Consider the following 22,948-nt stretch of genomic DNA (forward strand, 5'->3'; position numbering starts at 1 on the left):
ACACGGATCGCGAGTGGCCGCGGGTAGACTAGAGCAAAATCCGATCAGCGTGAATCGCTGAGGGATTCCCAAAGGGAGTGAAGTCTGATTCATGCTCGTTTCCGGCGAGGGGAGGCCGGTCAGATGGGCAAGCCGTTATCGATGGACCTGCGCGAGCGAGTTGTTGGTGCCATTTCGCAGGGCATGTCGCGCCGGGCGGCCGCGGCGCGGTTTGGGGTCAGCGCAGCCAGTGCAGTGAGGTGGGCGGCACTTCAGCGCGATCAGGGAAAGCCAGCGGCCAAGCCACAGGGCGGTGACACGCGCTCGGCCACGACCGAGGCCAAGGCGGCGCGCATCTGGGCGCTGTACGAGGCGGCTCCGGACATCACTCTTGCCGAGCTGCGCGAGGGGCTGGCCGCCGAAGGGATCGCGGTTGCAGTATCGACCCTGTGGCGCTTTTTCGCCCGCCACGGGCATACGCGCAAAAAAAGACCGGCCATGCGAGCGAGCAGGACCGCCCCGACATCCTGAGCGCGCGTGAAGCCTGGTTCGATGGTCAGCTCGACCTCGATCCGGAAACGCTGATCTTCGTCGATGAGACAGGTGCCAGTACGAAGATGGCACGCCGCTATGGACGCGCTCCACGCGGCGAACGGCTGCGCATGGCTGTACCGCACGGACACTGGATGACGACCACGTTCGTCGGGGCTTTGCGGCTCTCGGGCATGACCGCACCGCTCGTCATCGACGGACCGATGACCGGGGCGTGGTTCGAGGCCTGGGTTGCCCGGGTACTCGCTCCGACGCTGAAACGGGGCGACGTTGTGATCCTGGACAACCTGCCCGCCCACAAAAGCGTCGTGGCGCGGGAGGCGATCGAGGCAAGGGGCGCCCGGCTGCTCTTCCTTCCGCCTTACTCGCCCGACTTCAATCCGATCGAAAACGCCTTCGCCAAGCTGAAAGCACTCCTGCGCAAAGCCGCTGCACGCACCGTCGACGATCTGTCCCGCGCCATCGGTGCCGCCATCGACACCTTCACGCCCGCCGAATGCGCCAACTACTTCGCCGCTGCCGGATACGATGCATATTGATCGGAATCTGCTCTAGGCTGTGAGCCCTTGCAGCTTGAGCTTTGCCGCAACTGCGAGGTTGCGCCGAAAAACATTGCTGGCGCATCAAGGCCTTAGCGGCAGCCGGATACAAATAGGCCTTCGATGATCTCGGCTAGAGCGTCGATGACAGTTGCGACAATGGCCTTTTTTACGATCCTCAGGCCAAGCGTTTACCGGTGCCGGGCGCTTCGGCCGTCGAGCGCAAATCGGCGCGAAGCTGGGTCACAATCAGCTTGATCATCGCGAGACGCTCTGCTGCGTCGTCCGTCGCGGCAACGACCTCAGCATATTTGCGCGCAGTCAGCCGGCCGAGATCGATCGGCGCGAGACCGACGCGTTCATCCTTGTAGAGCCGCGCGATGGCATCAGTGATCCGCCCCATAAGCTCGTCGTCGACCGAAACGGCTGGTGACCGCTCGACGATCGGCGCGCCAGGGGATGTTTCTGTGCCTGCGATCCAATCGAGCGATACACCGGCGGCCTTGGCGAGTGTTTGCAGGGCATAGAAGGGAGGGCGCGCATTGCCGTCCCTCCATTTAGCGATCTGCTCCGCCTTGTAGCCCACAATAGTGGATGCCTGCCTCAGTCCGCCGACGCGCTTGAGAACCTCTTTTAGCCGAGTTCCGAGCTCAGGCGTCCAGCCTGGAACTTTCTCGTCCGCAACGTCGCTCGGTTCCGAGCTGGCGTAACGCTCTGGCATTACGAGAAAATCCCCACTTTTGCGGATGCGTGCGCCATCCTGCAGGTCGGAACTCCGTTTTTATGGTTGCTAAAATCCATAAAAATGGACACTCTCGCCTCAAGTGAACGCATTCGCGATCTCATTCGTGTGCGCAATGCCCCGAAAAAACCGGCTCTGGCAGGAGCCGGCGTCCGAGGAGTTCATCCATGACCAAGTCGGCGCCTGTCGTGTGGGACAGGCACGCGATCCGGGCCGAGGTGCATCGGCGCGAGACCACTTTGACGGCGATTGCCCTCGCAGCCGGTCTCGACCAATCCGCCTGCCGTTCCGCTCTCGTCCGCCGTCATCTGGCGGGTGAGAAGGCCCTGGCCGATTTCCTCGGAATCGCTCCCGAGAAGATCTGGCCCGAGCGGTACGCCAAGCCGTCACCCTGGGCAAAGCGTATCTTGGAAGGCCGCTCGGCCGCCAGCCAAAACGGCGGCGCCCCCGTGGACATGGGAGCGGCGGCATGACCGCCCGCCCGTCCACGCCCGAGCGCTGCCCGGACACGTCCGCCCATCCCATGGACATGGACAACCGGCGGCTTGCGCAGATCCGGCAGGAGAGCCTCCACCGCATGATGGGCGTTGCCGCCCTCATGATCGGGGCGCACTTCCTCGCCGTGCTCCTGATGCTCTGCCTATGACGCCCCGCGGCCCCCGGCGGAAGGACGCGTGACATGGCGCGCGCACCGGATCGCATCACGCTCGACCTTTTTCGCGACTGGGAGCCGCCTCAGGTCGCGGTGGCGCCGCGCGAGGAGGAGACGCGCGGGCCGCTCGATCTGGTCATCACGCGCCTTATCAGCCTTGCCATCAAGAAATCGGAACGCAGCCGCGAGGAGATCGCGCAGCAGATGAGCGCCTATCTCGGCCGCACCATCAGCAAGGATACGCTGGACGCCTGGGCGAGCCCGGCCAAGGCGAGCAACCGCATTCCGCTCGACGCCTTCGTCGCCCTCATCGACGCCACGGCAGACCATGATCTCCTCGGCTGGCTGCCAGCCCAGCATGGCTATGTGGTCGTGCCGGCGCGTTATGCCGACCTCATCGAGCTGCACCTCCTGGAGGAGCGCGAGGCCGAGATCGCCCGCCGCAAGGCTGCGGTCCAGGCCCGCTATCGGGGAGGCAGCCGATGAAGAGCTGGTTCACGGCGGCGGAAATCGCCGGCCTCGGCCTTCCGGACATTCCGGAGAGCGAGCGCGGTGTGCGCAAGATGGCGGGCCGCGACGCCTGGCCGTCCCGCGAACGGGAAGCCTCCGGCGGCGGCCGGGAGTATCCGCTCTCGGCCCTGCCCACCGCTGCCCGCGCCGCTTATGTCGCCCGTCATCTCCAGGCGCTGGATGTGCCGGTGGAGGTGGTGCGGGCTGCCGCCAGCGAGCCGGAGGCGGAACTGGCTGCCCCGGCCGCGCTCGATCAGCGGGACGGTCGCCTCGCCATCCTCGCGGCGGTGGAGGATTTCGCGGCATCGGCCGGCATCGGTCGCAAGCGGGCGGATACCCTGTTCTGCGCCGCCTATGAGGCGGGGGCGGTCGAGGTGGCGGCCTGGGTGCGGGCCGCCGTGCGCTCGGTCACGCCGCGCACGCTCGCCCGCTGGCGGGCGGCGCAGGCGGCGGGGGCCACCCATCGCCTCGCCGTGGACAAGGGCGCCGCCCGGCGCGGCAAGGGCGTGCTGGAGGTCGCCAACGCTGGCGACGTGAAGGTGTTTTGCCTCGCGCTTCTGTCCCGCAACCCGCTCTTCACCGCCGACCATGTGCGCGATCTGGTAGGCGGGCAGTTCGGCCCCACCTTGGAGGTGCGCGGCAAGGTGCTGCCGCTGCCGCCGCTGCGCACCTTTCAGGAGGCATTGAAGGGCTGGAAGACCACCCACAAGGTGGAACTCACCGCCCTCACCAATCCCGACGCGTTCAAGAACCGCTACCGGCTCTCCGGCCGGGGCGCCATGGCCCATGTGCAGGCGCCGAACCAGCTCTGGATGATCGACGCCAGCCCCGTGGACATGCTGTGCCTCGATGGCCGGCACAATGTCTATGTGGCCATCGACATCTTCACCCGCCGCATCATCGCCTATGTCACCAAGACGCCGCGGGCCGAGGGCGTGTCCCTCCTCATGCGCCGGGCCATCCTCGCCTGGGGCGTGCCGGAAGAGGTGAAGACCGACAACGGCGCGGATTTCGTCGCCCATGCCACCCGGCGCCTGTTCGCGGCCATCGGCATCCGGCGGGTGACGGCGGAGGCCTTCAGCCCGGAGCAGAAAGGCCATGTGGAACGGGCCATCGGCACCTTCCAGCGCGGTTTCGTGCGGCTGCTGCCGGGCTTCATCGGCCATTCTGTCGCCGACCGGAAGGTGATCGAGGCCCGCAAGAGCTTCGCCGCCCGCTTGGGCGAAGATCCGCGCGAGGCCCTGTGCGTGGAGCTGAGCGCGGCCGAGCTGCAGCGCTATGCGGACGCCTGGATCGCCAGCAAGTATGACCACCGGCCGCATGAGGGCCTCGGCGGCGTCACCCCGTTCCAGGCCGCTGCCGCCTCCACCGCGCCCATCCGCACCGTTGAGGAACGCGCCCTCGACATGCTGCTCGCCCCCGTGGCGGGCCAGCATGGCCTGCGCACCGCCACCAAGAGCGGCATCCGCATCGACGGCTTCCATTATCTCGCCCCGCAGGTGTTGCCGGAAACGCAGGTGATGGTGCGGATGGACCCGGCCGACATGGGCCGCGCCTTCCTGTTCGATCCGGCGGGCATCACCTATCTCGGCGAGGCCATCTGCCCGGAACTGGCCGGCATCGATCCGAAGCTTGCGGTGGAGGCGGCCAAGGCCGAGCAGGCCCGCATCATCGCCGAGCGCACCGCCAGCGTGCGCAAGGAGGCCCGGCGCCTCACCAAGGGGCCGCGCCTCATTGATCTCGCCTTGCGCCACACCGCGCGCCAGGCCGGCACGCTGGTGGATTTCCCCAAGGCGCGCGAGGCGCACACCACCCCGGCGCTGGAGGCGGCGGCGGAAGCCGCAACCCCGCGCAGCGCCCCGGCGCCTCGCCTGTCCGACGAGACGCGTGCGCTGCGCGCCCGCCTCGCCGCCGAGGCCGCGCCGGAAGGGGCACAGGTCCGGCCCCTCCATGCCACCGAGACGCCGAAGCAGCGCTGGAACCGCGCGCAGGCACTGGAACGGCGGCTCGCCGCCGGAGAAGCCCTCGCACCGGAGGAAACCACCTGGCTCCTCGGGTACGCGCAGGGCCCTGAATACAAGGGTTTCAAGCTCACCTTCGGAGACAGCCATGACGTAGCGCCCCGCCAGGCGCCGGTGGAAGCCGGCTGAACACGTTCGAGCATTGGGGATTTTTGAGAATGTTGCAGGCAGGTTTGACGGTTAAGGGGCCGGTTGCCACGGCCAATGTGGCGGCCTTCATGGGGCTCGCCACCAAGCTCATCGAGCGCGATCCCACCGCGCCCGGCATCGGCGTCTTCCACGGCCCCTCGGGCTACGGGAAGACCTATGCCAGCATCTTCGCGCAGAACCGCACCCGCGCCATCCGCGTCGAGGTGGGCGATTACTGGACGCGCAAGACGCTTCTTAAATCCGTCCTCGCGGAAGCCGGCCTCCAGGCGCGCGGCACCATCGCCGACATGGCGGAGGCAGTCATCCGCATCCTGGGGGATGATCCCCACCGCCCGCTCATCATCGACGAGGCCGACCGGCTCGTGGACAAGCGCATGATCGAGCTGGTGCGCGACCTGCAGGACAAGAGCACCGCGCCCATCATCCTCATCGGCGAGGAGCACCTGCCCACCAAGCTCGCCACGGTGGAGCGCGTGCACAACCGGGTGCTGGACTGGGTCGCCGCCGAGCCGACCGACCTTGAGGACGCCCGCGCGCTCGCCGCCTCGCTGTGCCCGCGCCTCACGCTGGAGGATGATCTCCTCGCCGAGATCGTGAACCGCTCGGACGGGCGGGCGCGGCGCATCGTGGTCAACCTCATCCGGGCCTCGGAGATCGCCCGCAACCTCGGCGTCATGCGGCTCGACCGCGCGGCCTGGGGCAATAACGGCTTCTTCGACAGCCGGCCGCCGTCGCCCCGCAACATCGCCGCGCTCGCGAGGGGGATGTGAGATGGCGCGCCGTCCCACCCCCGATCATGTGAGCCTGACCGTGCGCGTCCCGCGCGGCCATGAAGGCTTCTGGCGCATCATCCGCGACCTCGACGAGGCTGGCCCCTGGACATCCAGCGACGTAGCCGACCGCACCAACGCGGCCCTCGCAAGCGTGGCCGATTATGTCCGCCGCCTCGCCAAGGCGGGCATCTGCGCCGTGGTGGACGCGCGGTCCGGCCTGCCGCATCTGGTGAAGTCCTATCGCCTCACGGAGCGCCCCACACAGGCGCCCCGTGTGCGCCGGGACGGCACCCGATCCAAGCCCACCGGGCAGGAGCAGATGTGGCGCGCCCTGCGCAGCCTCGGCGCCGCCACCTATCCCGAGCTGGCGCTGGCGGCGAGCACCGACGAGGTGACCGTCGATCCGGTGGCCGCCAAGACCTACATCAAGATGCTGGTGAAGGCAGGCTATCTGGTCGCCCTGGCGCAGGAGCGGTCCAATACGCCGGTCCTGTGGCGCCTCAAGCCCAGCATGAACACCGGCCCGCTGCCGCCGCTGGTGATGCGCACCAAGATGGTGTGGGACCAGAACGAGGGCCGCGTGGTGGGCGAGCCCCGGCTTGAGGAGGCGCGGTCATGAGCCCGCGTCCTCCCACGGACTTCCGCGCCCGCGCGCTCGCCGGCTGGGGCACGCCGCCGGACTGGATCCTGGCGCTGGCCGAGGCCTGCGCCCGCACCACCCAGACCGCCACGGCCAAACAGCTCGGCGTCTCCGGCTCCATGCTCTGCCAGGCCCTCGCCAATCGCTATCCCGGCGACATGGCCAGCCTGGAGCAGCGGGTGCGCGGCGCCTTCATGGGCTCCACCGCCGACTGCCCGGTGCTGGGCGAGATCGGCATGGACCGCTGCCTCGCCGAGCAGAAGACACCCTTCTCCGCCGCTTCCTCCGTGCGCGGGCGCCTGTTCCGGGCCTGCCGCGCCGGCTGCCCCCACTCGCGTCTCACGGGAGGCCAGTCATGATGCCGGACCGCACCCTCAGCCAGTCCATCGAGGCCCTGCGCGAACAGCTGGCCCGCTTCGAGACCCGCGGCGTCACCTTCGAGCCGGAGGCGGTGCGCGTCATCCTCCGCGCGCTTTCCTCGCTGCGCCGCTCCGCCGAGGCGCTGGAGGCCGGCGGCAGGGAGCGCGACCGTCCTGCCTGCGCGGCGGATTCCGACGTGCTCCCGGCGCCGCGCCTCTCGGCCATGCGCAGGGCCGTGGCGCGGGTGGCGACGCCGGTGCCGCAGACCAACGTCATCCTCTTCCCCCTCAAGCGCCGGCCGGCGCCGGGCACCGGGGATGCGGCATGACGCTCCTGCTTGAGACCCCGGAGCCCAGCCTCCGCCTCATCGCCGCGGCGGTGATGGAAGCCACCGGCGCCAGCATGGCGGACATCCGCTCCACCCGCCGCCAGAAGGAGGTGGTGAGCCAGCGCCATATCGTGTGCTGGCTCGCCGCCCGCCTCACGGGCAAGACCTTCCGCCAGATCGGCGTCTTCCTCGGCGGGCGCGATGCCAGCACGGTGCGCGAAGCCGTGCTCCGGGTGGAGCAGCGCATGGCGCAGGATGCGGCGCTCGCCTCCCGCGTCTCCGCCATGCTCGCCGCCATCCAGGCGCTCGCCGCCCATGGCGTGGCCGAGCGCTTCCCGGAGGTGGATGCGCTGGCGGTGGCCGCGCACATCACCGGCGCCGGTGTGCCCGAGCGGGCGGCCATCGGCGCCTCCACCGACCAGATCGTGGCCATGGCCGGCCAGCTCATGGCCCTGCACCGGGCGGCCGAGGCCGCCGCCGGGGCGCTCGTCGCGGCCGGCGGCACAGTGCCGGACGAGCTGGCCGGGCTTGGCTACGCCCCCCTTCAATCCCCGGAGCGAAACGATGGACAGTGAGAGCAGCGCCATGGATGGCGTCATCGAGATGGGCGGCAACCGCTACATGACCGACCCACAGGGCCATCTGGTGCCGGTGGATCTGGTGAAGCCGCAGGATGCGCTGGAAGACCAGACCGTGCGCAAGATCATCCGCTATGCCGACGACCTCTCGGCGCAGATTGCCCGCTTCCGCGGCCACACGTTCGATGATGTGGCGAGCTTCGTCTCCATCCTCGCCGAGCGCTATGGGGCGACGCGCGGCGGCGCCAAGGGCAACACCACGCTGACCAGCTTCGACGGCTGTCTCAAGGTGGTGGTGCAGGTGCAGGATGTGCTCACCTTCGGCCCGGAGCTGCAGGTGGCCAAAGCCATCGTGGACGAGTGCGTGGCCGCCTGGTCGGACGGCGCGCCGGCCGAGGTGCGGGCGCTCGTTCAACACGCTTTCCAGACGGACCGGGAGGGCCGCATCAACCGGGCGGCCCTGTTCTCGCTGCGGCGGCTGAAGATCGAGCGCGAGCCCTGGCCGCGGGCCATGGCGGCGCTGGACGACGCCATCCGCGTGGTGGGCTCGCGGGAATATGTGCGCTTCTACCGGCGGGCCAATGCCCGCGCGAAGTGGGAGCCCATCACCATCGATCTCGCCTCGGCCGCGTGAGGTGATGATGGCGCACGCTCAGCCCACACCCGAGCGCCCGGCGCTGCCGGCCGCCACCGTGCTCGCGGTGGAGTGTCGGCACCTGGGCGCGCTGCTCGCCCAGGGCCTGCTGCTGGAGCGGGACGTGGACGCGGCCCTGGCGCGCATGCGGGCAGCGCTGCTCGTGGCCATCGGCAAGGGAGACCAGCCATGAGCGGAGCCTCTTCGGCGCAGATCGGCGCCATCCACGCGCTCGCCGGCCGCATCGGCCTCACCCAGGCCGAGCGCCGCGCCTTCATCGCCCGGCAGGCGTCGGGCAAGACCTCCTGCCGCCAGCTCTCCGGCCGCGAGGCGGTGCGGGTGATCGACGGGCTGAAGGCGCTCCAGGGCGGAAGGGCAAAGGGCGCGGCGGATCTGGCAGGCCCCTATGCGGCCAAGCTGCGGGCGCTCTGGCTCTCGGGCTGGCACCTGGGCGTGGTGCGGGACCGCACCGATACCGCGCTGCTCGCGTTCCTGGAGCGGCAGACCGGGCTGGAGCACACGCGCTTCCTTTCGGACGCCGCCTCCGCTCGCCGGGTGATCGAGGCGCTGAAGGCCTGGCTGGCGCGGGAGGGCGGCGTGGAGTGGCCGGCGGGCAGCAGCGTGGACGAGAGCAAGCGGGCGGTCTGGCAGGCGCAGCGGCGGCGGATGGCGGCGTTGGGGCTGGACGGGAGCGAGGGCCAGCCGGGGGCGGACGTGGATGTGGAGATCCGCGCGACCGGGGCGGTGATCCGCAGGAGGCTCAAGCGGCAGGCAAAGGCGGGAGGACCGGCATGAGCGATCAGCCGCCGCTGCCCCATCTGTTGTCCGCGCTGCTGCAGGCGGCGGGGCTCGCCCGCGTGCTGGCGTTTGCCTCCGAGCATGGCGGGCGCCGGCTCTCCGTGCCGAAGCGGGCGGGTGACGAGCACCGCCTGGTGGCGGTGCTGGGGCGGGAGGGAGCGAACCTCCTGTGCGCCATGTATGGGGGCGAGACGATTACCGTGCCCATGGGGCCAGCGGGGACGCTGGCGGCGGCGCGGATGAGGATGGCGCGCGCACTGGCGGAGGGGGCGTCCATTGACGAAGCGGCTAGGTATGCGGGCCTGCACCGCCGGAGCGCGCAGCGGATGCGGGCGCGGGTGAAGGATGCGGAGGACGACAAGCAAGTGCGCTTGTTCTAGTGTTCGTGGCCATCAGTAATGCATGGGTCGGCTGTGCGCAGGAGAGAACATTCACGGGCTGACTGAAAGCAGAGCTTCGCGCCTGGGTGCAAGAGGCTGGAAATGGAAGTATCGTGGCGCGCGACACACGCCACCTCGGTGCAACTCCATTTATTCTGAGGACTAGTGCCTTTCGTAGGCTCCGATCTTATCTCGGATGTCGTTGTTCTCGCGCGCGAGAAAACGGTCGAATAGGTCCAGCAGTTCACGTTCACGGTCGCTATCGCCGTCGACGGCGCGATAGAGCTCGACCAGCACGCCGCTTAGGTGATGCATCGTCGACCAATGGCCCTGATTCTGGTTATCTTTCCAACCGTCCATCAGGTCGAGCACCCGCCGGACGGTCGCGAATGTAATCTCCGGAAAGCGATCGACACGCTCCTCCAGCGCTCGGAACAGGTTGTCGGAGTTCTCTTCAAAGGAGCGCGACTGGATGTGGCGCAGGACGAGCGCCGTCCTATCGGAGTTGCCGTCCAGCACTTCGTCCCAGTTCAGATGCGCCGCTTCGCGCCTGACCTCTTCATTTTCATCGTCGAAGAAGCCCTCGAGCCAGGCCATCGCGCGGTCACCTACCCGGTCTGAAGTCACGTTGCCGGCGGCCCGGTAGGCCGCGACCTGGCGGCGCATGGGGTCTTCCGCGAAAGATCGACGGAAGGCGATGTCTCGCGCGTCATCGGAGATGGCGAGCCCGGATTCCATGAGCAATCCTAGGGCACGCTGACCTGGGTCTTGCGAAGCCAAACTGAGGTCGATGACCTTCTGAGAATCGAAAGCGGAATTGTAGGTGGCCCAGCCCAACATGTGCTGACCGGCGTGAGAGCGGAGCGCGCGTGGGTCCCGCTCCGCCAAGCGTTCAAGAAACCGGAGACCGCGTTCAAGGTCGTGCTTCGCTACGGAGTGGATTGTGTGAAGCATCATCATCCGCACCGACGTCAACGGCTCGGCTTCGATCCTCCGGTCAACAAGGTCAGTCACGGATGATAGGATTTCGGCGTCGTCCCATAGGATGTTCGCCAACGCCCGGTAGGCCGCCCCCCGGTCGTTGTTAAGCCCGCTCGACTCGAAGTCGCCACCACCGTTCCACAACAACTCTTGCACGGACGGTGGTTTATCTTTACTCGAACTGGTCGTTGTCACCGTCGTATCGGAGGCATCCCCGAACTCGGCATCGTGCAGCACGGTCTTGAGGACGCTTTCGTTGCGCGCTGCAGACGGATGCTTCTCCAACGTCCACGATATCGTCCTCCCGAACCGATGTTGGGGCCACCGGCGCGTAGCGATGATCGCTCGGACAGCAAGCTCGCCGTCCTCTCCGCTCTCGCATAGACCGGTCAGAATTCCTTCCGCATATGTCGGATTGGCCGTCTCGGGCATGCGTTCCAGCAGGGCGACAAAGCGCGGCGGATCCGTCTTGACGCAGGCTTGCAGAACCGACGAAAGCTGCCTGGCTCCGCCGATAACCGAATTTTTCAGATAGATGTGCCGCTCATCGTCTTGATACTTCGCGAAGGCGTTGAGCCAAGAGCGATCCGACATCTTCCTAGCTCGCGCCATCGAGATTGGGGATTCGACCATGCCACCACGGATGCCGTATGCCTCCGGCAGGTTGCGGGACGGGAATTTGCGGTCGAGTTCCGCGAGGCGTGCGAGAGCTTTGGAGCTCAGTAGCTGAGATCCTATCGTTTGCAGGATCGCCCGCTGTGTCTCCCCGCAAGTCGAGAGCAAGTGGCGAATGTAGTCATCCGGCTCGGAGACAGGGGGGTCGCCCGCCTTCCGTCGTCGGATGCACCAAACGAGCCAATCCTGCTCTGGCTGATGCTTAAGAACTCTGCGCTCAATTAACTGCCGTTCGGGGGCCGACATATGAGGGAAGGCAGATCTGGCCGCGTATGCAAAGGCCGTCCACTCGCCACCGCTCTGCCCTATGTCAAAGAGGTTCGGATTGTCGACGAGATCGAGCAGGCGACGGCCGAGCGCTTCGCCGTTTGCGGCTATCGCTTTCAGGTGGATGAGCAGCGCGGGTTTCGATCTGCTCGGCAAGACATCCAAGAGCTGTGCGGCCCGGTCAGGGTTCTCCCTCGCAAGCCTCTCGAAGGCTCGGATCAGCGTCCATACGCTTGGGCTATCGTGCTCAGACAAAGGCACGCGAATGGTGGGATAGTCGATAACGCCGGTGTCGAGGAGTCGCGCCTCGCGGGTCAGTGCCTCGACAAAGGAGGGCAGTATCGCATCCAGCAGAGCTTCGGGCTCGTGCTCGACAAGCTCCTTAACCCAGTAAGCATTTTCCGCCGACGACCATTCCCCGAACGGGTGGCGATCCGGAAAGGCTGCCATCCAGCGGGCGAGCCAGTAACCGAAGACACGTGCTCCAAGTGCCCTATCCGTGTGGACCCAGCTCCCGAGGCTCACCGCATTGTCGAACTTGTCAGGATGCAGCTTGTCTAGAGGGCAGCTGTCGATGACTTCCCGATAGAGATCCTCAAGAGGGCCGATGCTGCCGTTCGGGTAGAGGCCCGAGAACCATGCGATCAGCTCCACCGCGCGACCTTCGTCACCACCCCACCAATGGCGCAAGAACGGCTCGATCAGCTTGGCATGCTCGGAGGAACAACGCCGAAGCAGCCATAGCGCGACGGTTTTCTCTTCGCCCCCCCGCTCGATCCACGTCGCAATCGTCCCGGTGCGGAGAAGTAGTGGAGTCCAGTTCGTGTCGAGCAGCGCCGTCTTGGCCACCATCTCCAGCGGGTGCCCACGACTGTACCAACCGGTGACTATGTTTAGCTCCGCTTCAGTCGGCTCCTCGACACGGCGCAGCCAGTAGGCGACCGCATCCTTGACGAGGAAGCGGACGTCCGGCGATTCAAGCACCTCTCGCAGGTTCCGCAGATACTGGCGGCGATTGCCTTGATCCCTAAGCCTTGAAAAAATCTGTCGAACCTGTGTACGGCGGAAGAGTCTCTGCTCATCAGTCTTCAAGAGCTCGACTACGCTTTTCCCACTTGCGACGAATTGGCTGGAGAAAACATGGTCGAAGAAGGACTCGTGTGCAAACTGCAGCTTCCCGGCAACGGCGGTTATCAGTCCTGCAGAAGCTAGTGCATCGACCGCACCCGGGAACGGTGAAAGGACGCCCTCCGGCGCGGTTAGCTCCTGATTATTGCTCATACTCTGAGCCATAGAGCCAAGGGCCGATTGCGGCGTCCATTGGATGCCTGCCTCACGGAACTCGCGAGCTCGTACCTCGACGAGGTTATCGAAGAGGCGGCTTCCGGACAGCTCGCCTGCAACGTTCTCTCCCAGCGAAAGCAGCTCTGCGAAGACGCGGAGATGAATTGGCACCGACAATAGATGGCGTTCGTGTTCGGAGAACCTCTTTGTATCGACGCCAAGCCTAGTTAGGACCGGCTCGACCGCCGTCCCCCAATTCAGGGGTTTCAACTCCACGGTCCGTGTGAATGGGGAATCAGCAAGTTGCTTCAGGCGGCCGTCGTGTCCGATATCGTACGACCGGCAAGCCACCACGACCCGCATATTCGGGTAGAAGTGGCTATCGGAAATCATCCGGAACAGCAGGTCCCGTATCCGACCGGAGCGTCCCGATGCTTCGCTGACGGCGTCCAGCTGGTCGATGACGAAGAGCGTTGGCCTCCTACCATGCCGATTGCCGAGAACGCCGACGGGGTTCTCGTCCCGCCCCAACGATATGCGGCCTATCTCGCCCACCGTCTGCGCCGACAGGAACCGGTCGATCCGTAGCGCGAGCGTGGGCCACCCCCTACCCCGCGCTGCTGCCACGATTTTCGAGAGCGCGATGCTCTTTCCACCGCCTGCGCCGCCACCAATGACGACTAGGCTCGTGTCCTCCCCTACAGCCAACTCAACGGCTGTCTCGATATCGGGTGTCGCGATGACACCTCCCGCGACCGGTGGGAGGATGGATGCAAGGTATTCATCCGTCGCGTTCCTGAGTTTCTCGTCGAGCGTCTCATCCAGATAGGCCTTCCAGCCGAGATCGAGGCTGTCGATAGCTGCGCGGAACGCCTCTGTGGTGATGGTCCGGGTCAGCTGGCGGTCCAAGAACGCGATGAGCCTCTCGATTGCGATCTCTGGTTCAGCGACGAACATCAGCCGGCAAATCGACGTCGCTTCTCGGAGCAACGAATGTTCGGATACGGTCTCAATGCGACAGCGACGCAACCAAGCGAACGTGTTTTCAGAGTCTGCTGGCCAGACGTTTTCCAGCTCCTGCACCGCCAATTGTTCAGTCTTGGACAAGGCGTCGCGGAAGTCTTTCGGCGATGCCACGAGGCGCGCTTTGTCCGCCAATCCTTTAAACGCGCCGGCAGGGTCGGCTGAGACGAAGACACACTCGGCTCGGTCGGCGAGCTTTCTGGCAAAAGCCGAGAGGACGCCCTCGCTGCTCAGCGCTCCAAGCGTCCATGAACCGCTGACCCGGCGCCGCTTGCATTGGTGCCAACTCGACTGGTCACCCGTCGTGACCCGAAACTCGAAACCGGTCGCGTCTTCGTTGAAGGCTTCGACGCGTATTTCATCCGCGAGTCCCTGTAGGACCCGCAGAGCCTCTATGAGTGTCCAGTGGGCTTCGTAGTCGTTGCCCAGCTTATCCGCGACGCCGCCTCTCATCACGCTTCATCATATTGGGTCTGAGGCAAACTAGGCCGATTCGCTATTTTGTTGTCGATAGGCAGCTTCAACGATTCCAAGCGTCGCGTTTAATCTTCTACCTCTTCATCAAGAAACACCGCGCCAGAGCCGAGTGCGAGCGTGGCAGGCATTTCGTCGCAGCGCCCATACAAGCCGCACCAAGCGACGACGAGCATAGCAAGTGGCGGTATTCACCTCACTACAACAAGGGGCGCTCGGCTTCGCCGGCCACGACACAGTCACTGCCCAAAAGCAGACGTCGCCAACCGCGGCTATGGGTCGACGCCTCCTCCTTCATACGCGACGGATACCCGGCGACACCCGTCGCCCGTCCAACCTCGTCCCATCCTCCCCATGATCGCGACAGCGCGCTTCGGGGCCTTGCCGGAGCGCGGTCCTTCATGGGGAGTGGCGCGTGTCAGCCCAGACCATTTCGCGCGACGGGGTGGACCTCGTCAAAGCCTTTGAAAGCTGCCTGAAACCGGCCCCCGGCCGCAAGGGCTTCTTCACCACCTATCTCTGCCCGGCGGGCGTCCTCACCATCGGCTGGGGCCACACCAACGATCACGGGCGGGCGTTCAGGGCGGGCGCCGTCTGGAGCCAGGCCGAGTGCGACACCGCGCTCGCCCAGGACCTCGCCACCCTCGAGGCCAGCGTCTCCACCATCCTGAAGGACGTGCCGCTCGCCCAGCACGAGTATGATGCGCTGGTCTCGATGTCCTACAACATCGGCCCGCTCACCCGCTCGTCCATCCCCGCCAAATTGAAGGCCGGCCGGAAGGCCGAGGTCCGCGCCGTCATGGCCCGCTGGAACAAGGGCGGCGGCCGGGTGCTGCCGGGCCTCACCCGTCGCCGGGAGGCGGAGGCCGATCTCTTCGAGGGCAAGATCGACGAGGCCCTGCGCACGGCCGGCGTCATGCGCGCCGCCGCGCTCCCCATGCCGCAGAAGGTCGATGTGCCGAAGCCCCCGGTCTCGGTGGTGGCCGCCGGCACGAAGCGCGAGACCGCCGGGATGGCGGCCGGCGGCACGCTCGCCGCGGGCTCCGGCTCGGGCGAGGCCCATCCTTTCTCTTCCGCTCTCACCGCCGCGGGCCTCGCCCTCGGCCTCGCCCTGGTCGTCGCGGCCGGCTTCCTGCTGGTCCGCAAGTACAAGCTCATCGCAGAGGATTGGCGCTGATGGATTGGTCGTCTCTCGCTTCCGAGGTTATCAAGCTCGGCGCCCCGGTGCTGGGCACCGCGCTCGGCGGCCCGCTGGGCGGTTCGGTCGGCAAGGTGCTGGCGGATACGCTCGGCGCCACCGCCGACACGCCCGAGGCCGTTGCCGAGGCGGTCGCCACCGATCCACAGGCGCAGGAGAAGCTCCAGGCGCTGGAGGCCGAGCGCAGCACCGAGTGGGTCTCGGTCATCCAGGCCGGACAGGCGCTCGCCGCTCAGCTCGCCACCACCGAGGCCACCAAGGGAGCCTTCCATTATGCCTGGCGGCCGGCCATGAGCTGGCTGGTGGTGGCCATCGTCGGCCAGACCTTCCTGCTGGCGCCCTGGATCTCCGCCCTCATCGGCAAGTCGGTGGGCACGCCCTACGACCAGGTGCTGGGCATCTCGGCCGTCTGGCTCACCATCTATGGCGGCGGCCATACGGTGAAGAGCATCTTCGGCGCGCGCCTCGCCCGGTGAGCCATGGAACCGGGCAGCATGGCCAACTGGGGTTCGCTCTGCGTCTCGCTGTTCACCCTCGGCTTCTATGTCTGGACCTACCGGTCGAAGGCGGCGGCGGACCGGGTGGCGGCGCTGGAGAAGGCGCTCGGGGACAAGGCGTCCACCGGGCGCCTCGCCGCGCTTGAGGACCGGGTGGACAAGGTCGAGGACCGCACCACCACCATCGAGGGGGACATCCGCCACATGCCGAGCGCCAGCCAGGCGCAGCGGCTGGAGATCGCGCTCTCCGAGGTGCGGGGCGACCTTGCCGTGCTCAACGAGCGGCTCGGCCCCATCGGCGCCATCTCCGAGCGCCTGCAGGAATTCCTGCTGGAAGAAGCCCGCAGCCGGAGAGCCCGGACATGAGCATGGACCGCCTCATCCGCGAAGAGGCCCGCCTCATCATTCTCAAAGCCCTCGGCGACCAGCTGGACGAGACCCTCAACTCCAGCCTGCTCACCGAGGAGCTGCGCACCTTCGGCATCAAGCGCGAGCGCGCCTGGGTGCATGGGGAGCTGGCCTATCTGGCGCAGATGGGCGCGCTCGCGCTGATGGAGGCCGGCAGCGTGAAGGTGGCCCGCCTCACCGATCTCGGCCGCCGGCACCTTGACCGGGACGTCGCCATCGAGGGCGTGAAGCGTCCCTCGCGCCGGGAGGCGTGAGCATGGCCGGACGCGGGCGCCTCGATTCCATCGACCGCCTGCCCGAATGGGCGGACGATGCGGTGGCCTGGGCCTTCACCGCCCTGAAGGAGCGCAGCCTCACCCAGGTGGAAATCCTGGACGGCTTCAACGAGCGCCTGCGTGCCGCCGCCTGGGGCGAGGGCCTCACGGACCCGGTCCCGCAGATCTCGTCCTCCGCCTTCAACCGGCGGGCCATGCGGCTCGCCGCGGTCGGCCGGCGCCTGGAGGAGACCCGCGCCATCGCCGCCATCCTCACCCCGAAGTTCGAGGGCGAGACCGCCGAACAGATCACGCTGCTGCTGTCCGAGACCATCAAGACCCTCACCTTCGAGATGCTGGAGGAGGCCGGCGACCTCAAGGCCGATGGCGACACCGCCGAGATGCTCATGATGGCCTCCCGTGCGCTCAAGCATGCCGAGGAAGCCAAGCGCATCTCCGCCGACACCAAGGCGAAGATCCTGAAGGAGTTCACCGCAAAGGCCACCAGCACGGTGGATGCGGTGGCCCGCGCCAAGGGCCTGTCGGCCGACACGGTGGAGACCATCAAGGCGCAGATCCTCGGCATCCGGACCAAGCCATGAGCGAAGCCCCCATGAGCGCCTCTTCCTTCAGCGGCGGCCCGGTCTCCGAGGCCGAATGGGTGGAGGCCCGCCGCGCCAGCCTCCTCAACCTGCCGCAGGCCCATGCGGACGGGCGCCTGCCCAGCCTGCTGCTGCCCTATCAGGCGCGCGGCATCGACATCCTCGATGACCCGCGGACCCGCGTGCTGGTGGTCGAGAAGAGCCGGCGCATCGGCTACACTTGGGGCCTTGCCGCCCATGCGGTGCTGAAAGCCTCCCGTGCCCGCGAGGCGCGGGGCATGGATGTGATGTACATCTCTTACTCGCAGGAGATGACCCGCGAGTTCGTCGATGCCGCCGCCATGTGGGCGCGGGCCTTTGCGCTCGCCGCCGCGGCTGAGGAGGAGTTCCTCTTCGCCGATGCGGACCCGGATGATCCGGGCGAGACGCGGGAGATCAAGGCCTTCCGCATCCGCTTCGCCTCCGGCTTCGAGATCATCGCCTTGTCGTCTGCCCCGCGCTCGCTGCGCGGCAAGCAGGGCCTCGTCATCATCGACGAGGCCGCCTTCGTGGAGAGCCTGAAAGAGCTTTTGAAAGCCGCGCTCGCCTTCCTCATGTGGGGTGGCCAGGTGGTGGTGGTCTCCACCCACAATGGCGATGCCAACCCCTTCAACGAGCTGGTGCAGGACGTGCTGGCGGGCCGCAAGCCCTATGCCCATGTGCGCATCGACTTCGACCAGGCGCTGAAGGACGGGCTCTATCAGCGCATCTGCCTCGTCACGGGCGATAGCTGGACGCCGGAGACCGAGGCCGCCTGGCGCTCGCAGATCATCGCCTTCTATGGCGAGGGCGCGGACGAGGAGCTGTTCTGCACCCCCTCGGAAGGCACTGGTGCCTGGCTGCCGGGACCGCTCGTGGAAGCGCGCATGCGCGAGGGCATCCCCGTGCTGCGCTGGGAGCTGCCGGCGGATTTTCTCCACCGGCCCCGGCTCATCCGCGAGGCCATGGTGGCGCGCTTCACGGAGGAGGTGCGCCGCGCCCTCGATCGGCTGGATCCCAACCGCCAGCATGCGCTCGGCTTCGACTTCGCCCGTGTCGCCGATCTCTCGGTGCTGTGGGTGCTGGCGCTCTCGCCCACCACCCGCCGGGAGACCGTGCTCGTCATCGAGATGCGCCGCATCCCGTATGATGAGCAGGCGACCCTCACGGTGGACGTGATCCGCCGCCTGCCGCGCTTCATGGCAGCGGTGTTCGATGCCACGGGCGCGGGCGAATATGTGGCCGAGAACGCCCAGCGGCGGATCTCGCTCTCCGCCTGCATCGCCCAGAAGCTCTCGGTGGAATGGTATCGCACGCAGATGCCGCCCCTGAAGGCGGCCTTCGAGGACGACATGGTGACGGTGCCGAAGGATGCCGAGATCCTCGCCGACCTGCGCCTCGTCCAGACCGTGCGGGGCGTCGCCCAGCCGCCGACCCTGCGCACCGGGGATACGGGCAGGAAGCGCCATGCGGACGCCGCCGTGGCTCTGGCGCTCGCCTATCACGCCACCCGCATTTCCGTCCTCGAATACGACTACCAGACCGGCTCCGACCTGGACGCCGTGGCGGCAGGCGACGAGGACGACACCTCCGGAGGCCGCGCCTTATGGTGACCCCGCAGATCCTCGGGCCGGACGGGCGCCCGGTCTCCTCGCGCGCCCTGGACAAGGAGATCGCCACGCCCACCGTCTCCGGCGTGCGCCGGGTGGCGGAGGAGCGCGTCTCCTCCGGCCTCACGCCCGCCCGCCTCGCCAGCATCCTGCGGGATGCGCAGATGGGGCAGGCGCGTGCCTATCTGACGCTGGCCGAGGAGATGGAGGAGCGCTACCTGCATTATGCCTCCGTGCTGATGACGCGGAAGCTGCGCATCGCCGGCATCCCGCCCACCATGGAGGTGCCCAAGGGCGTGCCGGCGAAGATCGCCGACGCCGTGGGCGAGCTGATCGAGGACACCGCCTTCCAGGAGGCGGCAGCCGCCCTGCTCGATGGCATTGGCAAGGGCTATTCGGTCGTGGAGACCGGCTGGGAGTATCGCGACCGCCTGCTGCGGCCCGTGACCTTCACCTGGCGCGATCCGCGCTTCTTCCAGTTCGATGCGCTCACTCTCACGCAGCTGCGGCTTGCGGTCGACGGCGTGGTGGAGGGCGAGGAGCTGCCCAAGGCCCGCTTCATGGTGCACATGCCGGCGCCGCGCATGGGCCTGCCCATCCGGCGGGGCCTCGCCCGGCCGGCGAGCTGGGCCTATATGGTGCAGAGCTTCACGCTGCAGGACTGGTCGGCCTTCGCCGAGGTCTATGGCATCCCGTTCCGCGTCGGCAAATACGGCCCCGGCGCCAGCGAGGTGGACAAGCGCAAGCTGCTGCGGGCGGTGACCTCCATCGCCAATGACGCGGCGGCGATCATCCCGGAGTCCATGCTCATCGAGTTCCACGAGGTGAACGGCGCCCGTGGCGAGCAGGTGTTCGGCAGCCTGATCGATTACACCGACGACAAGGTCTCGCTGGTGACGCTCGGCCAGACCATGACGTCCAAGGACGGCTCGTCCTACGGCCAGGCGAAGATCCACGACAAGGTGCGCATCGACATCGCCCAGGCGGACGGGCGCCAGCTGGGCCAGACGGTGAACCGGGACCTGATCCAGTGGTTCGTGGCCATGAACTTCGGGCCGCAGGCGCTCTATCCCAAGGTGGAGTGGCCGGTGACGGAGCCGGAGGACATCGCGGCTCTGGCCGATGCAGTCTCGCGCCTGGTGCCCGTGGGGCTGAAGGTGAGCCAGCGGGAGATCCGCGACCGCATGGGCCTCTCGGAGCCGCAGGCGGATGAGGAGCTGTTGCAGGCGGCGACACCGGCGCAAGGGCCCGCCGAGCCGCCGCCCGAGCCCAGGGCCAATCGCCTGTCCGCCCATCCCGTCACCTGCGGCTGTTCCTCCTGCGCCCCGGCGCTTCTATCTGCTCCTGCCGCCGAGCCCGATGGCGTGGCCGAGACCGATGCCGCCTTCGCCGCCGCGCTGGAGGACTGGCAGGACATCACCGATCCGCTGCTCGATCCGCTGCGCCAGGTGCTGGCCACCGCCACGTCCTTTGATGAGGCGCTGGCGCTGCTGAATGCCCGCGGCCCCGATGGCGCGCGGCTCGCCGAAGCACTGGCCGCCGCCACCTCCCTCGCGCGGGGCATCGGCGACGGGAAGGACTGATCTGATGGCGCAGAGGCAGACCGGCTTCGGCCCGCCGCCCGAGGTGGTGCGCTACTTCGACGACAAGGGCCTGAAGCCCGGTTTCCACTGGCAGGACGTCTGGCAGGAGGAGCACGCCCACGCCTTCACCGTGGCGAAGGCGGTGGAGACCGAGGTGCTCACCACCTTCAAGGCCTCCATCGCGCGGGCGCAGAAGGAGGGCCTCGGCTTCGAGACCTGGCGCACGCGGGTGGTGGAGGATCTGAACCGCATCGGCTGGGGCGGGCCACGCCTGGTGGCGGACCCGGCCGGCGGCAAGCCGGATGCGGTGGTGGACTTCACCGCCCCGAACCGGCTGAAGACCATCTTCTGGGGCAACATGGCCTCGGCCCGCGCCGCCGGCCAGTGGGAGCGGGCGCAGCGCACCAAAGCCGCGCTGCCCCATCTGCTCTATGTGCGCACCACGGCGGCCGACCCGCGCAAGGAGCACCTCGGCTGGGTGGGCACCATCCTGCCCGTGGATGATCCCTTCTGGGCGAGCCACTTCCCGCCTAATGGCTGGCTGTGCAAATGCTCCGTCCGCCAGATCACCGCCCGCGAGCGGGATCGCCTACTGGCGCTGGAGCCCGCCGGTGGGAACGGCATCCGCTACTCGGCCGAGCGGCCGGTGATCGAGACGCGGGCCTTCACCAACAAGCGCTCGGGCGAGATCGTGGATGTGCCGGTGGGCATCGATCCCGGCTGGGGCGGCAATCCGGGCCTCGCGCGCGTGAAGGGCGTGCTGCGCGCCCTGGAGCAGTCCCTGGTGGAGGCGGAGCCGGCGGACGCCACCCGCACCCTGGAGCAGCTCTGGGACAGCCCGTGGACGCGGGTGGTGAGCAGACTGCCGGAGGTTGAGGCGCGGCAGGTGTGGCTGCCGGCGGGCGTCGCGCCGAAGCTCCAGGCTGAGCTGGGGGCGAAGTCGCCGCTGGTCTCCATCAATGGCGCGGACGTGGTAGCGCGGGCCAACCACGACGGCCGGTACAAGGATGGCCGCAGCTATGAGGACCTGCGCCGTCTGCCGGCGGCGATCGCGGAGGGGACGGTGGTGCCGGACGCCAATCCCCGGCGGCGCGGCATGATATGGAACCTGGGCAAGGCCTGGTGGCGGGCTATCGTCACCAAGTCGGACACTGGCCTGATGCGGGTGATCTCCATGCACCCGCAGACAGGGGAAACTGCCCGCCGTTCGATCGTGGACAGCCAGACCCGAGAGTGAAAGGCGCGGAGGGGATGGACCGCTCCTCGGCCTGACCGCGCTCCATCTGGGGGCCAGCGACATTAAGATGCCGAGGCCAACCGATTTCACCGCCACGCAAATTATTGAGTCCCAGGGTACCTCGGAACACCTCGACTTTCCGGTGTTCAGGTTCCGACACCGAAATTAGGTTGAGCTAGGATGCCTGCATGGCTTGAATGCAAAGGAACGGTCATGACGGAACAGGGAACGATCACCCCTTCACAAATCTGCGAGAGGCTCCTCCAGAAGGGGAAGGCTTACAACATCGAGCATAACATTCTGCCAAGTGTGAACGCTGTAGCCGATCGTTTGCTCGCGCGCGGCACCGAGCTAACGGACGCATATGTCGAATTGCACGAGAAACTTGGCTCTCATCCATCTGCACTCGAGGTGTTTCTCGACCAGCTACTATCGACAGCTGCATTCTGGAACCGCGAGCGGACGAGAGAGGCCCGATCCGATCGGGAGCGCCTTCAAATAATAAATGCGGAAATTGCCAAAATATCTGCGTCTCTCTACAGCCTGATTGAGGAGCGAAACGATCTGCACAACCGGTCATCTTTTCGATCGGACACATATTATCATCCACTGGATTTGATCGAGAAAGCGGCCGCCAAGAATTATCTTTACCATTGTCACATTAGAGATTCACTTGCCACGCTTCGGGGCCGGTATGACCTCAAATATTGGCCATCCATTGGCGACTGCTTGCTTGTGCTCTCCCGCGACGCCGCGACCTCCAAGGTCAGCGCAAGCGACCCTCTCACTGAGGCGGCGACGCAAGGAAAGAGAGGGTCGCTCGCCGACTTTTTCAAAACGCTTTTCGTCACGATAGAACAGAACAAGCGGCGCAATGCCGGCTTCTTACCGGACGATTTCCGTCTTACGGACGCGAGCCTTGCGTCTCTCGTAACCTGCGCGCTCGACCTGGACCCAGACGAAGTTGTCGATTCAGCCTATGTCAAACGTCTTCGCCAACGCGAGCGAGAGCGGGTAGGCACCCCCGCCTAAGCGACGTCCGAGAACACAGCCATCCGACAGATCGGAACGTGACTGGAGCGCCGGCACATAGTCAATGCCGGCGACCTCACGTCGATACTATTATTTTACCGCCACCAACTCGACGAGATTATTGTATCTTCTCTTGTTATCGATTCCACACGACGCTTTGGGGGGAGGC

General features: G+C 66.9%; 25 protein-coding genes. 23 read left to right on the plus strand and 2 right to left on the minus strand.

What is annotated here, in order from left to right; translation table 11 throughout:
- Nucleotides 1-123: 123 nt before the first annotated feature.
- A protein-coding gene (locus AZC_RS24985) for an IS630 family transposase (protein ID WP_148209835.1) occupies nucleotides 124-1,070 on the plus strand; the annotation gives its coding sequence in 2 pieces (ribosomal slippage) (nucleotides 124-469 and nucleotides 469-1,070; 948 coding nt in all).
- Between the two features lie 178 nt (nucleotides 1,071-1,248).
- On the opposite strand, the gene AZC_RS10990 is transcribed toward AZC_RS24985, so the two are convergent.
- On the minus strand, nucleotides 1,249-1,791 hold the full coding sequence (locus tag AZC_RS10990; protein WP_012170651.1) for a helix-turn-helix domain-containing protein: 543 nt from the start codon (nucleotides 1,789-1,791) through the stop codon (nucleotides 1,249-1,251).
- Nucleotides 1,792-1,979: 188 nt separating this feature from the next.
- Between AZC_RS10990 and AZC_RS10995 the strand changes: the two genes are divergently transcribed.
- From AZC_RS10995 to AZC_RS11050, 13 genes are read left to right on the plus strand one after another with little or no spacing between them, the layout of a single operon-like run.
- The gene (locus AZC_RS10995) at nucleotides 1,980-2,285 is read left to right on the plus strand and encodes a helix-turn-helix domain-containing protein (RefSeq protein WP_012170652.1); all 306 of its coding nucleotides are present in this window, start codon (nucleotides 1,980-1,982) and stop codon (nucleotides 2,283-2,285) included.
- Nucleotides 2,282-2,458 carry a hypothetical protein gene (locus tag AZC_RS25690; protein ID WP_012170653.1) on the plus strand — a complete coding sequence of 59 codons (177 nt, stop codon included), beginning with the start codon at nucleotides 2,282-2,284 and terminating at the stop codon, nucleotides 2,456-2,458. Before AZC_RS10995 ends, AZC_RS25690 begins: the two co-directional genes overlap by 4 nt.
- Nucleotides 2,459-2,491: 33 nt before the next feature.
- Nucleotides 2,492-2,950 carry a hypothetical protein gene (locus tag AZC_RS11000; protein WP_012170654.1) on the plus strand — a complete coding sequence of 153 codons (459 nt, stop codon included), beginning with the start codon at nucleotides 2,492-2,494 and terminating at the stop codon, nucleotides 2,948-2,950.
- Nucleotides 2,947-5,124: a DDE-type integrase/transposase/recombinase gene (locus AZC_RS11005; protein ID WP_012170655.1), complete on the plus strand. Its 2,178-nt coding sequence runs from the start codon at nucleotides 2,947-2,949 to the stop codon at nucleotides 5,122-5,124. Before AZC_RS11000 ends, AZC_RS11005 begins: the two co-directional genes overlap by 4 nt.
- 29 nt (nucleotides 5,125-5,153) lie before the next feature.
- Nucleotides 5,154-5,915 carry an AAA family ATPase gene (locus AZC_RS11010; RefSeq protein WP_043879223.1) on the plus strand — a complete coding sequence of 254 codons (762 nt, stop codon included), beginning with the start codon at nucleotides 5,154-5,156 and terminating at the stop codon, nucleotides 5,913-5,915.
- A gap of 1 nt (nucleotide 5,916) precedes the next feature.
- Nucleotides 5,917-6,537: a hypothetical protein gene (locus tag AZC_RS11015; protein WP_012170657.1), complete on the plus strand. Its 621-nt coding sequence runs from the start codon at nucleotides 5,917-5,919 to the stop codon at nucleotides 6,535-6,537.
- Nucleotides 6,534-6,917 (plus strand): hypothetical protein, encoded by a 384-nt coding sequence (locus tag AZC_RS11020; protein ID WP_012170658.1) that lies wholly within the window; start codon nucleotides 6,534-6,536, stop codon nucleotides 6,915-6,917. The genes AZC_RS11015 and AZC_RS11020 overlap by 4 nt, the downstream gene beginning before the upstream one ends.
- Nucleotides 6,914-7,246, plus strand: coding sequence for a hypothetical protein (locus AZC_RS11025; protein ID WP_043879224.1), 333 nt, complete (start codon nucleotides 6,914-6,916; stop codon nucleotides 7,244-7,246). The genes AZC_RS11020 and AZC_RS11025 overlap by 4 nt, the downstream gene beginning before the upstream one ends.
- Nucleotides 7,243-7,821 (plus strand): helix-turn-helix domain-containing protein, encoded by a 579-nt coding sequence (locus tag AZC_RS11030; RefSeq protein WP_012170659.1) that lies wholly within the window; start codon nucleotides 7,243-7,245, stop codon nucleotides 7,819-7,821. The genes AZC_RS11025 and AZC_RS11030 overlap by 4 nt, the downstream gene beginning before the upstream one ends.
- Nucleotides 7,811-8,458 carry a DUF3164 family protein gene (locus tag AZC_RS11035; RefSeq protein ID WP_043879225.1) on the plus strand — a complete coding sequence of 216 codons (648 nt, stop codon included), beginning with the start codon at nucleotides 7,811-7,813 and terminating at the stop codon, nucleotides 8,456-8,458. The genes AZC_RS11030 and AZC_RS11035 overlap by 11 nt, the downstream gene beginning before the upstream one ends.
- 7 nt (nucleotides 8,459-8,465) lie before the next feature.
- A complete protein-coding gene (locus tag AZC_RS11040) occupies nucleotides 8,466-8,651 on the plus strand; it encodes a hypothetical protein (protein ID WP_148209836.1) in 186 nt (61 codons plus the stop codon).
- A complete protein-coding gene (locus tag AZC_RS24385) occupies nucleotides 8,648-9,253 on the plus strand; it encodes a regulatory protein GemA (RefSeq protein WP_012170661.1) in 606 nt (201 codons plus the stop codon). The genes AZC_RS11040 and AZC_RS24385 overlap by 4 nt, the downstream gene beginning before the upstream one ends.
- Nucleotides 9,250-9,636, plus strand: coding sequence for a helix-turn-helix domain-containing protein (locus AZC_RS11050; protein ID WP_012170662.1), 387 nt, complete (start codon nucleotides 9,250-9,252; stop codon nucleotides 9,634-9,636). The genes AZC_RS24385 and AZC_RS11050 overlap by 4 nt, the downstream gene beginning before the upstream one ends.
- Before the next feature lie 162 nt (nucleotides 9,637-9,798).
- Here AZC_RS11050 and AZC_RS11055 read toward each other — a convergent pair whose 3' ends face one another.
- The gene (locus AZC_RS11055; RefSeq protein WP_043879227.1) at nucleotides 9,799-14,319 is read right to left on the minus strand and encodes a hypothetical protein; all 4,521 of its coding nucleotides are present in this window, start codon (nucleotides 14,317-14,319) and stop codon (nucleotides 9,799-9,801) included.
- Nucleotides 14,320-14,755: 436 nt separating this feature from the next.
- Here AZC_RS11055 and AZC_RS25485 point away from each other — a divergent pair, with 436 nt between their 5' ends.
- The 9 genes from AZC_RS25485 (at nucleotide 14,756) to AZC_RS11100 (ending at nucleotide 22,779) form a co-directional block, all read left to right on the plus strand.
- The gene (locus tag AZC_RS25485; RefSeq protein ID WP_012170664.1) at nucleotides 14,756-15,517 is read left to right on the plus strand and encodes a lysozyme; all 762 of its coding nucleotides are present in this window, start codon (nucleotides 14,756-14,758) and stop codon (nucleotides 15,515-15,517) included.
- Nucleotides 15,517-16,014: a hypothetical protein gene (locus tag AZC_RS24390; protein ID WP_012170665.1), complete on the plus strand. Its 498-nt coding sequence runs from the start codon at nucleotides 15,517-15,519 to the stop codon at nucleotides 16,012-16,014. Before AZC_RS25485 ends, AZC_RS24390 begins: the two co-directional genes overlap by 1 nt.
- 3 nt (nucleotides 16,015-16,017) lie before the next feature.
- Nucleotides 16,018-16,401: a DUF2730 family protein gene (locus AZC_RS11070; RefSeq protein WP_012170666.1), complete on the plus strand. Its 384-nt coding sequence runs from the start codon at nucleotides 16,018-16,020 to the stop codon at nucleotides 16,399-16,401.
- Nucleotides 16,398-16,697: a VpaChn25_0724 family phage protein gene (locus AZC_RS11075; RefSeq protein ID WP_012170667.1), complete on the plus strand. Its 300-nt coding sequence runs from the start codon at nucleotides 16,398-16,400 to the stop codon at nucleotides 16,695-16,697. The genes AZC_RS11070 and AZC_RS11075 overlap by 4 nt, the downstream gene beginning before the upstream one ends.
- Nucleotides 16,698-16,699: 2 nt before the next feature.
- Nucleotides 16,700-17,299, plus strand: a complete 600-nt coding sequence (locus AZC_RS11080) for a DUF3486 family protein (protein WP_043879228.1) — start codon at nucleotides 16,700-16,702, stop codon at nucleotides 17,297-17,299.
- Entirely contained in the window at nucleotides 17,296-18,930 is a 1,635-nt protein-coding gene (locus AZC_RS11085; RefSeq protein WP_012170669.1) for a terminase large subunit domain-containing protein, read from the plus strand. Before AZC_RS11080 ends, AZC_RS11085 begins: the two co-directional genes overlap by 4 nt.
- Nucleotides 18,924-20,510 (plus strand): DUF935 domain-containing protein, encoded by a 1,587-nt coding sequence (locus AZC_RS11090; protein WP_043879229.1) that lies wholly within the window; start codon nucleotides 18,924-18,926, stop codon nucleotides 20,508-20,510. Before AZC_RS11085 ends, AZC_RS11090 begins: the two co-directional genes overlap by 7 nt.
- A gap of 4 nt (nucleotides 20,511-20,514) precedes the next feature.
- The gene (locus AZC_RS11095; RefSeq protein WP_012170671.1) at nucleotides 20,515-21,747 is read left to right on the plus strand and encodes a phage head morphogenesis protein; all 1,233 of its coding nucleotides are present in this window, start codon (nucleotides 20,515-20,517) and stop codon (nucleotides 21,745-21,747) included.
- A 213-nt stretch (nucleotides 21,748-21,960) separates the two neighbouring features.
- Nucleotides 21,961-22,779 (plus strand): hypothetical protein, encoded by an 819-nt coding sequence (locus tag AZC_RS11100; protein ID WP_043879230.1) that lies wholly within the window; start codon nucleotides 21,961-21,963, stop codon nucleotides 22,777-22,779.
- Nucleotides 22,780-22,948 lie beyond the last annotated feature (169 nt).

Origin of the sequence: Azorhizobium caulinodans ORS 571 (assembly GCF_000010525.1) — a bacterium.
Taxonomy (GTDB): domain Bacteria; phylum Pseudomonadota; class Alphaproteobacteria; order Rhizobiales; family Xanthobacteraceae; genus Azorhizobium; species Azorhizobium caulinodans.

Excerpts from the sequence above, each read along its gene's own strand:
- AZC_RS10990 (WP_012170651.1), bottom strand. The coding sequence starts at position 1,791 with ATGCCAGAGCGTTACGCCAGCTCGGAACCGAGCGACGTTGCGGACGAG.
- AZC_RS10995 (WP_012170652.1), top strand. The coding sequence starts at position 1,980 with ATGACCAAGTCGGCGCCTGTCGTGTGGGACAGGCACGCGATCCGGGCC.
- AZC_RS25690 (WP_012170653.1), top strand. The coding sequence starts at position 2,282 with ATGACCGCCCGCCCGTCCACGCCCGAGCGCTGCCCGGACACGTCCGCC.
- AZC_RS11000 (WP_012170654.1), top strand. The coding sequence starts at position 2,492 with ATGGCGCGCGCACCGGATCGCATCACGCTCGACCTTTTTCGCGACTGG.
- AZC_RS11005 (WP_012170655.1), top strand. The coding sequence starts at position 2,947 with ATGAAGAGCTGGTTCACGGCGGCGGAAATCGCCGGCCTCGGCCTTCCG.
- AZC_RS11010 (WP_043879223.1), top strand. The coding sequence starts at position 5,154 with ATGTTGCAGGCAGGTTTGACGGTTAAGGGGCCGGTTGCCACGGCCAAT.
- AZC_RS11015 (WP_012170657.1), top strand. The coding sequence starts at position 5,917 with ATGGCGCGCCGTCCCACCCCCGATCATGTGAGCCTGACCGTGCGCGTC.
- AZC_RS11020 (WP_012170658.1), top strand. The coding sequence starts at position 6,534 with ATGAGCCCGCGTCCTCCCACGGACTTCCGCGCCCGCGCGCTCGCCGGC.
- AZC_RS11025 (WP_043879224.1), top strand. The coding sequence starts at position 6,914 with ATGATGCCGGACCGCACCCTCAGCCAGTCCATCGAGGCCCTGCGCGAA.
- AZC_RS11030 (WP_012170659.1), top strand. The coding sequence starts at position 7,243 with ATGACGCTCCTGCTTGAGACCCCGGAGCCCAGCCTCCGCCTCATCGCC.
- AZC_RS11035 (WP_043879225.1), top strand. The coding sequence starts at position 7,811 with ATGGACAGTGAGAGCAGCGCCATGGATGGCGTCATCGAGATGGGCGGC.
- AZC_RS11040 (WP_148209836.1), top strand. The coding sequence starts at position 8,466 with ATGGCGCACGCTCAGCCCACACCCGAGCGCCCGGCGCTGCCGGCCGCC.
- AZC_RS24385 (WP_012170661.1), top strand. The coding sequence starts at position 8,648 with ATGAGCGGAGCCTCTTCGGCGCAGATCGGCGCCATCCACGCGCTCGCC.
- AZC_RS11050 (WP_012170662.1), top strand. The coding sequence starts at position 9,250 with ATGAGCGATCAGCCGCCGCTGCCCCATCTGTTGTCCGCGCTGCTGCAG.
- AZC_RS11055 (WP_043879227.1), bottom strand. The coding sequence starts at position 14,319 with ATGAGAGGCGGCGTCGCGGATAAGCTGGGCAACGACTACGAAGCCCAC.
- AZC_RS24390 (WP_012170665.1), top strand. The coding sequence starts at position 15,517 with ATGGATTGGTCGTCTCTCGCTTCCGAGGTTATCAAGCTCGGCGCCCCG.
- AZC_RS11070 (WP_012170666.1), top strand. The coding sequence starts at position 16,018 with ATGGAACCGGGCAGCATGGCCAACTGGGGTTCGCTCTGCGTCTCGCTG.
- AZC_RS11075 (WP_012170667.1), top strand. The coding sequence starts at position 16,398 with ATGAGCATGGACCGCCTCATCCGCGAAGAGGCCCGCCTCATCATTCTC.
- AZC_RS11080 (WP_043879228.1), top strand. The coding sequence starts at position 16,700 with ATGGCCGGACGCGGGCGCCTCGATTCCATCGACCGCCTGCCCGAATGG.
- AZC_RS11085 (WP_012170669.1), top strand. The coding sequence starts at position 17,296 with ATGAGCGAAGCCCCCATGAGCGCCTCTTCCTTCAGCGGCGGCCCGGTC.
- AZC_RS11090 (WP_043879229.1), top strand. The coding sequence starts at position 18,924 with ATGGTGACCCCGCAGATCCTCGGGCCGGACGGGCGCCCGGTCTCCTCG.
- AZC_RS11095 (WP_012170671.1), top strand. The coding sequence starts at position 20,515 with ATGGCGCAGAGGCAGACCGGCTTCGGCCCGCCGCCCGAGGTGGTGCGC.
- AZC_RS11100 (WP_043879230.1), top strand. The coding sequence starts at position 21,961 with ATGACGGAACAGGGAACGATCACCCCTTCACAAATCTGCGAGAGGCTC.